Here is a 12,521-nt window from a genome sequence, read left to right on the forward strand (position 1 = left end):
GCCGGCAGACCTACGAGATCAGCGCATCGAGCGCCGCCCGGCGCCGCAACAGTTCGGCCTCGCTGACCCATCCCGAGTTGTAATCGAGGTCGCGATCGGGGTTGATGATATCGAGTACGGCCTCGCGCCCGACCATCTCCTCCGCCAGCTGGCACACGGCGAGGTCGTCGAAGGCGGCGCGCAACATACGGTGGCGCAGGCTCTCCATGACCTGCCCGCCCGGAAGCGGGTAGACCACGAACGCGTCACCGGAGTAGAAGCCGCCGCCCGCAGAGGTGTCCCGGTAAGGATCGAGGGCCCGCAACGAATACTGAGTGTTGTAGAAGTTGAACGCCCAATGTAGGAAACCGACTGCCTGCCCCTGATAGAGCTGAAAGCCCAGGGCGCGGTGGCGGTTGGGGCGCTGGGCCAGGAAGCGGTTTGCTACGCCCAAGTCCTGCGCCACGCAGTAGTAGACCCACGTCGGGTTGATGCCGCGCTCGCGGAAGCGGGGTATGGCGTCGGATGCGACGATGGGCGTTTGGACGAGGTTTTGGAAATCGGGGTCGCCAAGCGCGTCGATAAGCTGGGCGCCATCAAGGAGTGCGACGACGGAGTCCCGCGCCTCCTTGTACGAGGAATAATGTTCGGCCTCAGGTTCGTCGGAGACGTGGTACCAGACGTGGTCCTCGCCGACCTTCTCATTGAGGTGTTCACGCAGCGCGGGGATGAGTTGCGCGAGGAAGTCGTGGTATTCGGCCGACGTCGCGGCCACGTCCCAGCCGAAGCGAGGTTGTGGCTCATTGCGCGGGCCGTCCGCCGCTACTCCGCCCCGGCCGTCCGCCGCTGTTCCGCCCTGGTCGTCGCTGCTGATCCAGAAACGCGGGCAGGCGTGCGCGCCCCATTGGGTGAAGAGGTGGGGCACCTCGACGTCGGTCAGCCCGGCCTCGAGGAGCAGCTCGAGCCAGCGGTCGAGCTTGGTGAAGTCGAAGTGGTAGGTGCCTGCGCGTTCGCTGATGTCGAGGAGTTGGACGTTGCGCCGGTAAATTCCGGGGGCGACATCCAGCGGCGGCGTCCACACGGGCGTCAGGATGGTGTTGACGCGCATACGCGCGCACGATTCCATGTGTGCCCGCACGGCTTGCCAGTGCTCTTCGCTCCAGGGTTCAACGCCGTAGTAGTTGGCGATTGAGTCAGCGTGGAACCATTGAATGTTGTGGAGTCTGGGCTTGGGTAGATGTCGGTTTTTGACGACGACGTCGAGCCGCTCATTCCAGACGACTTCCGTCTCGGGGCTGAGGAAGTGCCCGTGGCGGGTGCGGATGGCGCCTTGGATCTCGATGCCGACGAGGCCCGGCATGGCCTCGATGTCCCACCAGAGTGAGTTCCAGCCGCGGTGGGCGGATTGCACGACGGCGGTGTGTCCGGCTTTCGTCCGGGAGAGGCTGAGCTCCTCGAGGGGGTCGGGAAGGAGGGTGGGGGTGGTGGTGAAGTAGCCGTCGTCGGGGACGTCGGGTGCGGGGAGGTTGGCGGGCACGAGGCCTACGTGGAAGGCGGCCACGCTCTCGCTGGTCACGACGCCGCCCGGCACGCCCTCCGAAGCCCCGCCCGGCACGCTATCGGCGTCAGTGAAGACGGGCGTGACAGTGACGGTAATCTGGGAGCGCGCGGCGCGCGGCATGGTGTCTAGCCAGGCGGTTTGGAAAGACAGGGTTTCGCCAATGAGGCCGCTGAGGGCGGCGTCGTTGCGCCGAGGAGTCTCGGCGGGAACCACCTTTGTCAGGGAATCGCACAGTTCGAATGTGATGGTCATGTGTTATCAGCCCTTAATGCCGGTCGAGGTGACGCCTTCAACGAATTGGCGTTGGAGGACGACGTAGACGAGGAAGGGAACGAGGAAGGCGATCGTCGTTCCCGCCATGACCATGCCGTACTGGGTTTCAAAGGCGCCGGTCATCTGGGAGACGGCGAGCGTGACGGTTCGGGTGTCGTCGGAGGTCAGTGAGATGAGCGGCCACATGAAGTCGTTCCATGTGGTGAGGAAGGTAAATACTGTCAACGCCACGAGTACCGGCTTGATGAGCGGGACGATGATCGTCAGGAAGATGCGGAAGTCGGAGGCGCCGTCGATGCGGGCGGCGTCGAGGAGGGAGTGGGGGATGGAGTACATGAATTGGCGTATGAGGAAGACGCCGAACGCGTTGACTACGGGGATGGCTAGTGCGAAGTGTGAGCCGAGGATGCCCATCTCACGGAACATGATGAACATGGGGATCATCGTGACCTGGGCGGGGATCATCATCGTGCCCAGGTAGAGCCAGAAGAGGGCTTCCGAGCCGGGGAAGCGCTTGAAGGCGAAGCCAAAGCCCGCTAGAGAACAGACAATCACGTTGAGGACGCATGCGATAACGACGACGCTGAGGGACGTCAGCAGCGCTGAGCCGAAGCCTTGCACGGTGAAGAGGTTGACGTAGTTGTCGAAGGTGAGGGCGTCGGGGGTGACGGAGAACGTGAGCTTGGTCGTGTGCTGCAGGGAGCTGACGACCATCAGGATGAAGGGCAGGACCGCGAGCACGAGGAGGGGAACGATGACGATCCAGAGGACGACGTTTCCGATGCGTCCGCGCCGTGCATTGTGGCCGGTACGTGCGTCGGCGTGTGAGGTGTGGTCGCGCATTAGTTCTCGTCCTCCTTCATGACAAGCTTCTGCAGGGCGGAGAAGATGATAATGATGATGAGTAGCACGATGGCGATGGCGGAGGCGCTTCCCATCTGGAACAGCTTGAATCCCTGCTGGTAGATGGCCATGACGAGGGTGGTGGTTGCGCCGCCGGGGCCACCGCCGGTCATGACGTAGACGAGGTCGAAGACCTGGAAAGACCAGATCGTTGACAGGATGACGCACAGGACGGTGACCGGGCGCAGGCCAGGCATGGTCACGTGGAAGAACTGCTGGACGCGCCCGGCGCCGTCGACGGATGCGGCCTCGTAGCGTTCTGCCGGGATGTCGAGGACGCCGGCGTAGAAGAGGACGAGGAAGTATCCGATGTTCTTCCAGGCGCTGACGATGATAACGACGGCCATCGCCCACGTGGGATTGCCAAGGAAGTTAATGGGCCCGACGCCGAAATCGGCCAGGATCGAGTTGAAGAATCCGGTGTCGCCGGAGAGCATGTAGCGCCAGACGGTGCCGACGAGGATGAGTGAGGCAACGACGGGTACGAACAGGACCGATCGCACGAAGCCGGAGAGCCACTTCTCCTTGGTCTTGGCGAGCATGTCGGCGAGGAGCATCGGGATGAAAATCTGTAGCGGCACGGTGAAGACCGTGTAGATGACGGTGTTCTTCAGGGCTGACCAGAATTTCTGGTCGGTGGCAAGCTTTTCGTAGTTAGCTGTGCCGGCCCAGATCGGGTCGGAGAGCACATCGTATTTGGTGAACGACAGGTAGGCCGTGTAGACGATGGGGATGAGCGCAATGAGGAGGAGGATGGCGAAGGAGGGTAGCACGTAGGCTGTCCCGGACCATCGTTGCGATAGGCTGCGGTTCTTTTTCTGCGAAACGGTCGTTGACCTCGCCATAAGTTCACCTCTGTGTGGTCGTGGATGAGTTGGTGCCGCCTCAAGGGGAGGGGTGAAGCGGCACCAACTCAAAGATATTTGGCCTACTTGGCCAGCATTGCGTTAGCTTCGGTTGCTGCGTCGCCGAGCGCCTGCTCGGGCGTCTTTTGGCCGTTGAGCATCTGCTGAAGATTTTCGTAGAGAACCTGATAGGTGCCGGTGCCGTTGGGGATCACGGGGAGGGGGTGAAGGATGTTGGCCTGCTCGGCGTACATCTTGGCGAACTGCTCGGGGTAGGTAGATTTCTCGTCCTTGCCCAGCGGAGGGAACGCGGCCTGCTTGTGGAGCTTCTCCATCTGCGGGCCGGAGGTGACGAAGGAGATCAGTTTGTAGCACAGGTCCTGATCGCCGCACTTTTTGAGCATGGCCAGGGAATCGGAGGCGATGAACGTGCCTTCTTGCTTGCCCTTGAGAGAGGTGATGGCGCCCCAGTTGATGCCGGCGTCGGTCCACTTTTGCATGTCCTGGTCGGAGGTGATGACGAACGCGGCCTTGCCCTCCTCGAAGTCCTTGCGCTGGGTTTCGGGGGTGGTGCCGGTTGCGGTCTCGTCGAGTACGCCCTTATCGCGCAGCTCCATGACGAACTTGGCGGCCTCCATCATTTCGGGAGAATCGAAGAGGGTCCTGGATCCGTCGTCGGCGAAAAGCTTGCCGCCTGCCTGGAAGAGGTAGGGGAAGAAGACGTGGTTCATGGCGCCGCGGGCCGGGTCGCCCCACGCGGCGGTGTAGGGCTTGATGCCGGCTTCCTTGAGCTTGACTCCGGCGTCGAGGAATTCTTGCCAGGTGGTGGGTGCCTCGACCCCGGCCTTGGCCAGGAGGTCCTTGTTGTAGAACAGCACGCGGGCGCCTCCGACGATGAGCGGGATGGAGTATTGCTTGCCGTCGAATTCGCCGTTCTTGAGGAAGTAGAAGTTATCCTTCTGCTCCTTGGTGACCTTGTCGGTGAGGTCGACGAGCTGGCCCTTGGCGATGTAGTCGCCGATCATTTCGGAGTACATGTAGCCGACGTCGGGGCCGTCGTTGGAGGAGATGCCGGTGAGGTACTTGGTCTCGTAGGCGTCCCAGGGGATGACGGTAATGTTGACGTCGACGTTGTTGTCCTTCTCGAACGGTGCGACGATCTCGTCCCACAGTTCCTTGTCCTGGTTGTTGGCGGCGAGCGGCGGGACCCACATGTTGAGTTTTGTGGCGGTGTCCTTCGACTCGGTGGTGCCACTTCCTCCGCATCCCGCTAGGAGCGCGAGCGTGGCTACCGCGGCGGCGAAAGTTTTAAACGAGCGTTTCATGAATACTCCTTGACTAGTGCGGCGTCATTGCCGATGTGAGCGATTCTAATGAAAAGAAACCCAGTTACACAACCCCTCTTTGAATCGTGTTTCGTAACCAAATTGTGCCGTGTATAATAACTGTATGGATAGGCAAACGGCTTTGACCCCACTTTTGGCTGGGGAATCCGGGTTGAATACACTCACCCGTGACAATTCGACGAACGCTGTGCTCAACGTGCTCTCGTCGGAACCGTTCGTCTTCTCGATTACCCATGTCTGCCAGCTCAGTGGCCTTTCGCGCCCAACCGTGACCCGCATTCTTGGCGACCTCATCGACCACGGCCTCGTTGCCACGAAGACCGCCACCCGTGCCCACGCCACCGGTGGGCGCAAACCGCAACTGTTCTCGCTCAACCGCTCGCACCACTGCAGCGTTGTCTTGCGCGTGAATTACGACGTCGTACAGGCCTTCGCGCTCGACGCCGCGGGGGACGTCATCACTCGCCTAGCGTCGGACTTCTCCAACCCGTCCGAGGTCGGCGATCGCCTCGTCGGCGCGCTTGGTGAGATTCTCGATTCGATCGAGCGCCCAATCTACTCGGTGGCCGTCGTCGTGATGGGAATCGTCAATCGTGGGCTTGTGGTTCGTTCCGAGTCCTTCCCCGCGCTCAACGACAACGCGTGGGTCGGCCGCCTCGACCAGATTCTTGCCGAGCGCGGGCACGAGGCACGGGTGGTCGCGCTCAACGACGCCAAGGTCGCAGCCCAATGGATGTACAGCCAGCTCAATGCCCCAGACTCGGCAGAGTCAATGATCGCGATACACTGCTCGGAAGACATCGGCTGCGGCCTCATTTTTGGCGGCGTCCTCCTCGAGGGCGCCCACGGCGCCGCCGGGGAAATCCTGCAGGACACCGACGGCGCATGGATGCAGGTGTCGAAGTTTCTGCGAGAGCTCGAAGGCCAGCATGGCGATCCCATCCGTACCGTCTTCGCCCACGCCCAGCAGATCGATCGCGATAAGCCCTTTATTGGCGAACTTGGCAAGCTCATGGGCAGGGCGCTCACACCCATGGTCCTCACGCTCGATCCGGACACGGTCGCCGTCGGCGGTGCAATCGTGGACTGCGGACCAGCGCTGATGGAAGCAATCGACCGCGAGCTACGCTCTGCCACCCCCACGCCTCCGGCGGTTCGCGTGGCCCCTCAGGGCGCGCAGTCCGTCCAGGAAGGCGCCAAGATGTACGTGCTCGGCCGGGCCCGCAGGCAGATGCTCGACCTGGTCAACCCGCCCGCCCAGTTCTAGGGTGCGCAGCGAACGGACGCGCCCGGCGGTTCATATGCGCCCGGATGCGACCCTAGTCGCCGAAGATCGTGCCGATCTCGAACTCTTCCGTGGTCGGGCCGTCTGCGTCGGCCCCGATGAAGCGTGATTCGTCGCGCCGGTGAGCGAGGACCTCGGCCACGTAGGCAGGGACGGCCTCGGCCATGGGGACGTCGCGATTCTCGCGTTCGGACATGAACCAGCGATGCTCGAGCACCTCGTGGAAGAGCTGGGCTGGCTGGAGCTTGGCGCGCAACTCGGCGGGGATGGCCGACACGGTCGGCTCGTAGACGTTCATCATCCACTCGTGAGCCACGATCTCGAGCGGGAAGTTCGACTTGCCCGTCATCGCACGGTAGGACTCCATGTCGTTCACCAGGCGTCGCGCCTGCTTTTCTTCGACGTCAAGGCCGGTCAGGCGCATGAGCTTGCGCGAATAGTGGCCGAGATCGACCACTTTGGGCTGAATGGAAATGGAGGTGCCGTCGATGTCGGTGGACATGGCGAGCTCGCCCACCTCGAAGCCCAGGTCGTTGAGCCGGCGGATGCGCGCATCCACGCGCCAACGCTCGGAACGGTCGAAGGACTCCTCGCTGGTGAGCTCGTCCCACAGTTCGCGGTAGCGCTCTTCAAAACGGTTGCCGACGGCGATGGCATCAAATTCGGGATCAAGAATGGAGCCGGCTTGCAAGTCCATGAGCTCGCCGATGATATTCACGCGGGCCACGTCGATGTCGTAGTGGCGTTTGCGCTGGGACAGGTTGTCCTCGAGTTCGCCCGTCTCCGCGTCCACGAGGTATGCAGAAAACTCGCCCGCATCTCGCCTGAACAGCGTGTTCGACAGCGAGACGTCTCCCCAGTAAAAGCCTAGTAGATGCAGGCGCACCATGAGAACGGCCAGGGCGTCAATGAGGCGGTGGACGGTGTCCGTGCGCATCGAGGCCTGCCCGAAGAGCGAGCGATAGGGCAACGAGAAGGGAAGATGGTGGGTGACGAGGGCGGCGTTGAGTGGCTCCCCGTTATCGTCGTAGCGGCCCGTAATCACAGCCAGCGGTTCCACGCACGGCGCGGCTACGCGGTTAAGGTCGCGGAGCGTTTCGTACTCGTGGTAGGCAACCGACTCGCCGATTTCCTTGACGGCGACAACCTTGCCCGCCAAATAAGCGAAGCGCACAATGTGGCGGGAAATTCCGCGAGGCAGCGCGGCGATGATGTCCATGGGCCACTCCTCAAGCGGAATGTTCCACGGAAGATCAAGAAGTGCGGGCTCGACCTGTGCAGAAGTGATCTGCAACGACTTGATCATGCCTCTCCTCTTTCATTCAAGATGCGTAAACCGGGATACCACTTTACCCGAGCGCGGGCGAGGCCCGAGTCAGCCTGTGGACGACGCCGGAGCCCGGCCTAAACCTGAGCCGGATATGGGCGACGCCGGAGCCCGGCGTAAACCTGAGCCCCGGCGTCGTGGGTGCCTGAAATTAGGCCTGCGGATCCTCTACGCGGACCTCGGCGGCGGCGTTATCCACGTCCTTCATCACATCGCGAGTGACGGCGGACTCGATGCGCTCGCCGGTCGAGGTGGAGAAGAAGTGGGTGTGCTCTGCCTTCGGCTTGAGGTAGATGACTTCGCCAGCAGCCGGCACGTGGTACGGCTCGATGCGAACAACCATCGTCTCCGACTGGTCGCCAGAACCGAACTTGTCCGACTCGCGCTCTGCGCCGACGACGGTGCCGTAGACGTAAGCGTCAGAACCGAGCGACTCGACGAAGGTGACCTTCACCGGGATGCCGCCCTGGCCGGCGGGAGCAACCTCGAGAGCCTCGGGGCGCAGACCAACCGTGAGCGAGCCGTCCTTGCGGGCAACCTCGACCACGTCGGCCGGGAGCGGGAAGCGGGCGTCGCCAAAGACGGCGTCGTTCCCCTCGACACGCCAGGTGCCAAGGTTCATGGCCGGGGAGCCGATGAAGCCTGCGACGAAGGCGTTGGCCGGGCGGGAGAACATCTCAGCCGGGGAAGCAACCTGCTGGAGGATGCCGTCCTTGAGGACTGCGATGCGATCGCCCATGGTCAGGGCCTCGGTCTGGTCGTGGGTGACGTACACGGTGGTGACGCCGAGCGAGCGCTGCAGTGACGCGATCTGCGTACGAGTCTGAACACGGAGCTTGGCGTCAAGGTTGGACAGCGGCTCGTCCATGAGGAAGACCTGCGGCTTACGAACAATTGCACGGCCCATGGCAACGCGCTGACGCTGACCACCGGAGAGTGCCTTCGGCTTGCGATCGAGGTACTGGGTCAGATCCAGGATCTTGGCCGCTTCCTCAACGCGCTGACGGATAACTTCCTTATCCTCGCCTGCGATCTTCAAGGCAAAGCCCATGTTGTCCGCAACGGTCATATGCGGGTACAGGGCGTAGTTCTGGAAGACCATCGCAATGTCGCGGTCCTTCGGGGTGACGTCAGTGACGTCACGGTCGCCAATGTAGATGCGGCCAGAGTTAACGTCCTCCAGGCCGGCAAGCATACGAAGCGACGTGGACTTACCACAGCCGGAAGGGCCGACGAGCACGAGGAACTCGCCATCCTTAATTTCAAGGTTAAGAGCATCAACAGCAGGGGTCGTTGCTCCGGGGTAAACGCGGGTAGCGTTTTCAAATGTAACAGTCGCCATTATTCATGGTTCCCTTCACCGGCAGGTACGTGCCGGACGATCCGTTGTGAAAGGTGTCAGTGTGTCAACTCTGACACGACATCAACATCGGCGTTGACGTCCCCAGTATTCTTACACATTCTCCGGGCTGTAGAGTAAGCACTATTGAGATTTGTAAGACAATAATGACGCTATTCGGCAACAGGTCTAGGAACTGGCGTGGTTTTGTTGGCTTCGCCCAGAGAAAACTAGTCGGTCTTGCAAGAATTGAGGTGACATGCGGTTAGGTTCGACGATCGGTGGATACCGGATCGTGGAGAAGATCGGCTCAGGAGGCATGTCCGTCGTCTATCGTGCGATCGACGCCGACGGGCGCGACGTCGCCCTCAAACTCTTGCACCCCGAACTCGCCGTGGACCCCCGCGCGCGCCAACGGCTACGCCGCGAGGTGGCAATGCTCCAACGCGTCAAGGGCCCATATGTGGCTCAGATCCTCGACGCAGAGACAGACGAGGAAGAAATCTTCATCGTCACCGAACTCATCGAGGGCCCGACTCTCGATCGAGACGTGCGCGAATCCGGGCGCTACGAGGGTGGCGACCTGCTCGAACTGGGCCAAGAACTATCCGCCGCGCTGGAGTCGATCCATCACGCGGGGGTTTTACATCGCGACCTGAAGCCCTCCAACGTGATGATGGGGGCAGACGGGCCGGTCCTCATCGACTTCGGCATCGCCCAGCTCGGCGACGACCTGCGCATGACCCAAACCGGCTCCCTCACCCACACCCCGGGCTTCTGCGATCCACGTGTGATCCGCGGTCAGGATCCCGACGTCGACGCCGACTGGTGGGCGCTCGCCGCCGTCCTCGCCTATGCCGCGACCGGACGAGCGCCATTCGGAGTAGGGAATTCGCCCGCTGTCATGCATCGGGTTATCACCGGCGACGCCCAGCTCGACGGCCTGCCAGCGGGCGTTGCCCGGGCATTTCGCGCCGCCCTCTCGCCACGACTCGAGGGACGCCTCAATTTCGCCGACCTGCTCGGGGCCCTGGCCACCGGCGAAGCCAGTGGCGGGTTTGGCAGCGCTCGCGAAGCCACCGGCTACACGGATTCTTACGAGCTCGCTGGCGCCTCTGACCAGTACACCCAGGTCTGGGAGGAGCCAGCCACTCAGCACACCCAGGTCTGGGACGAGTCGGCTCAAGACGCGCTGGCGGAAAACGTCGGCGCAACCCGCCCGATCGTCACCGGGGGTTCGTTCGCGACGGCTCCCTACGGCGTCGGCGATCTTGACCAAACCGGCCAAATGACGACGCCGTATAGCCTCGACCCCACCCGCCAACAGGCGTATCCGGGGCCGGCGCTGCCCCCGGCGGTGCACGAGCCGCCTAACACCGCCAACATGCCGACCTTCGACCCCGGTCGTGGCGGGCACCAAGACGTCGAGCGTGGGCACCCGGCCAGCGTCGCGCCCGGCGGCCCGCAACGAACCTCCATCTTCGACCGTCCTGCCTTTTCCCAGCCGCCCGCGCCCATCGCCGGCGACGCCGCCCAACCCGACGCCCTGAGCTGCCCATACGCCCCCGGGCAGGCGCTCCCGGGGTGGTACAAGCCACCACGAAAGGCGCGTTTGCAGGTGCTGGCGGTGGGCGTCATCGTCGTGCTTTTTGCGTTGGCGTGGCCGGTCGCCGCCGCGGCAGCCGCCGGGGCGCTCATCTTCGCAGTGTCGTGGCTGGGCGGCGCGCAAGCCGACCTGAAAGAACGCAGGGCGAGGCGCGGGGGACCGTACCGCAACGACGTCGTCGGAGCATTCGCTCGATCGCCACTGACGCTGCTGGGCGCGGCGCTGCGCACCCTCGTGTCGCTGGCGGTGGGAGCCGGCGTGGGATGGGCCACCCTCACCGGCCTAGGTCTGTTCACCACGTTCACGACGCCGATCGCGAACGCCGTCGGGGTAGGGGTCGGGCTCGTTGTTGCCTGGCTGATGGGGACCAACGCCAACGGGCGCGAGGGCGCGCGCTACGTCATGGAAAGCATCGCGCCATCGGCAGGCTACCGGCTCTTTTGGCTGGCGATTACGCTAGTCGTGTCGATGGCGGCCGTTGTGGTTGTCAGCCAGAGTGGTGTGAAGCTATTTTAGGCATCAACACATAGGTGTCATGCGTGCCAAGTGCGCGTCGGTTGGATTGTGTGTGCCAGGTGCGCGTCGCACGAACCGGAAAGATAGAGGAACAATGGCAGGAAACGACCAGAAAGCCCACGCGGCTTCCAAGAAGGAAAAGCGCGAGATCGCTCGCGAAAGGGCCCGCATTCTGCGCGAGCAGGAAGCCAAGCGTCAGCGCCGCAACAAGGCCCTGATGATTGGGGGCGCCCTCGTCGCGCTCCTGCTTGTCGTCTTCGCCATGCTCCAGCTCCTAGGCAAGACGGGCCAGCCGAACACCGGCACCTACACCGGCACCGCGCGTCCGGCCAAGATCGCCAACATCACCGACGACTACGGCATCGACGTGAATGCGCAAGGCGTTGCGGGTAAGAGCGTCGAGGGTGCCGGGGTACTTTCGGTCTACTCGGACTACACCTGCGGGGGCTGCATCAACCTCGAGTCCGGCTACGCCGCGAAGTATCACCAGCACGCCGAAGCCGGCGAACTCTCCGTTCGCCTCTACCCGGTGGCAACCCTGAACAACCCCATCTCGGACAACGCCACGGCCGCAATGTTCTACGTCGCTACATACGCGCCCGAGCAGGCGTGGGCCTACAACGACGCACTTTTCGAGCGCACCGCGAAGACCGTCAAAGAGCATGCCTCCCACCCGACTGAGGCGGAATTCGCTGATATCGCCGCGAAGGTTGGTGTTCCGAAAGATGTTGTCAACGACCTGCCGGCATCCATCGCCGCCGAAGATTGGAAGGGTGTGGTCAAATCGGCGACGGAGGCCTTCCGTGGGAAGAATTACAACGCCACTCCCACCCTCGAGGTCAACGGCACGGTTGACGATTCCTGGCTCAAGGACGGCAACGTCGAGGCCGTGATCCAGGCCGCCATCGACGCCGGCAAGAAGTAGGCTTGCGCGCTTGGCCTCCTAGTGCGGACCTCGGCGGCGGCTGGGCGTGGGCTGCGGTGACGGCGTCGTTGGCTGCGGTGACGGCGCTTCAGCGGTGAGAGTGTGGCCAGCGTGATGGCCACACTCGTGCCTAGACGTTGTCAATCTTGCGCATTATCTGGCACACTTGTTTCGTCCGCGCGGGCGCACCCGCAAGGTGACGCCTCCTTAGCTCAGTTGGTAGAGCAACGCTCTTGTAAAGCGTAGGTCGTCAGTTCGAGTCTGACAGGGGGCTCCACTTGTGGCTTCGATCCAGTGAGGGTTGAAGCCATTTTTGGCGCTTAGCCCGCCCTAGCCAGTCCAACTTCCGGGGAACACGTCAAATATTCCGAGCTCCACCCCCTCGCGACTGGGGCCTCATGACATGCACCCTTGCGGCTGATGCGCGCCCTTGCGGCAACAGGTGTAGAAATCGCACTTTCGGGCCTGGTGCTAACCCTATTAATCTACTGGCCAGAAAATAGTGGATAGCACTCTCAAAAGGATCAGTGCAACTATCATTGAGGCTATGGATGCGCCAACTATGCCAAGCCGACTTGGCCATTTTACCTCAGGATTTTTGCGTAGCTCATCTTGG

General features: G+C 62.6%; 8 protein-coding genes, 1 tRNA gene and 1 pseudogene. 4 read left to right on the plus strand and 6 right to left on the minus strand.

Features of this window, described 5'->3' with window-relative positions:
* Positions 1–10 precede the first annotated feature (10 nt).
* The 4 genes from HLG82_RS00445 to HLG82_RS00460 all read right to left on the minus strand — a co-directional run bounded on the left by HLG82_RS00445 (position 11) and on the right by HLG82_RS00460 (position 4,886).
* Positions 11–1,792, minus strand: a complete 1,782-nt coding sequence (locus HLG82_RS00445) for a DUF4091 domain-containing protein (protein ID WP_193326812.1) — start codon at positions 1,790–1,792, stop codon at positions 11–13.
* Between the two features lie 6 nt (positions 1,793–1,798).
* Positions 1,799–2,656: a carbohydrate ABC transporter permease gene (locus HLG82_RS00450; RefSeq protein WP_193326813.1), complete on the minus strand. Its 858-nt coding sequence runs from the start codon at positions 2,654–2,656 to the stop codon at positions 1,799–1,801.
* Positions 2,656–3,561: a carbohydrate ABC transporter permease gene (locus HLG82_RS00455; protein ID WP_193326814.1), complete on the minus strand. Its 906-nt coding sequence runs from the start codon at positions 3,559–3,561 to the stop codon at positions 2,656–2,658. The genes HLG82_RS00450 and HLG82_RS00455 overlap by 1 nt, the downstream gene beginning before the upstream one ends.
* An 83-nt stretch (positions 3,562–3,644) precedes the next feature.
* Entirely contained in the window at positions 3,645–4,886 is a 1,242-nt protein-coding gene (locus tag HLG82_RS00460) for an ABC transporter substrate-binding protein (protein ID WP_193326815.1), read from the minus strand.
* A gap of 124 nt (positions 4,887–5,010) precedes the next feature.
* Here HLG82_RS00460 and HLG82_RS00465 point away from each other — a divergent pair, with 124 nt between their 5' ends.
* Entirely contained in the window at positions 5,011–6,174 is a 1,164-nt protein-coding gene (locus HLG82_RS00465; RefSeq protein ID WP_193326816.1) for an ROK family transcriptional regulator, read from the plus strand.
* Positions 6,175–6,226: 52 nt separating this feature from the next.
* Here the strand turns inward: HLG82_RS00465 and HLG82_RS00470 are convergent, their stop codons facing one another.
* Positions 6,227–7,498: a DUF4032 domain-containing protein gene (locus tag HLG82_RS00470; RefSeq protein WP_193326817.1), complete on the minus strand. Its 1,272-nt coding sequence runs from the start codon at positions 7,496–7,498 to the stop codon at positions 6,227–6,229.
* A 253-nt stretch (positions 7,499–7,751) separates the two neighbouring features.
* Positions 7,752–8,861 (minus strand): annotated as a pseudogene (locus HLG82_RS00475) (ABC transporter ATP-binding protein); the annotation flags it as partial.
* Positions 8,862–9,117: 256 nt separating this feature from the next.
* On the opposite strand from HLG82_RS00475, the gene HLG82_RS00480 reads away from it, so the two are divergent.
* The 3 genes from HLG82_RS00480 to HLG82_RS00490 all read left to right on the plus strand — a co-directional run bounded on the left by HLG82_RS00480 (position 9,118) and on the right by HLG82_RS00490 (position 12,182).
* Entirely contained in the window at positions 9,118–10,980 is a 1,863-nt protein-coding gene (locus HLG82_RS00480) for a serine/threonine protein kinase (protein ID WP_193326819.1), read from the plus strand.
* A gap of 94 nt (positions 10,981–11,074) precedes the next feature.
* Positions 11,075–11,905 carry a DsbA family protein gene (locus tag HLG82_RS00485; RefSeq protein ID WP_193326820.1) on the plus strand — a complete coding sequence of 277 codons (831 nt, stop codon included), beginning with the start codon at positions 11,075–11,077 and terminating at the stop codon, positions 11,903–11,905.
* A 201-nt stretch (positions 11,906–12,106) separates the two neighbouring features.
* A tRNA-Thr gene (locus tag HLG82_RS00490) sits at positions 12,107–12,182 on the plus strand.
* Positions 12,183–12,521: the final 339 nt, after the last annotated feature.

This window comes from Trueperella pecoris, from assembly GCF_014926385.1.
Classification (GTDB): Bacteria; Actinomycetota; Actinomycetes; order Actinomycetales; family Actinomycetaceae; genus Trueperella; species Trueperella pecoris.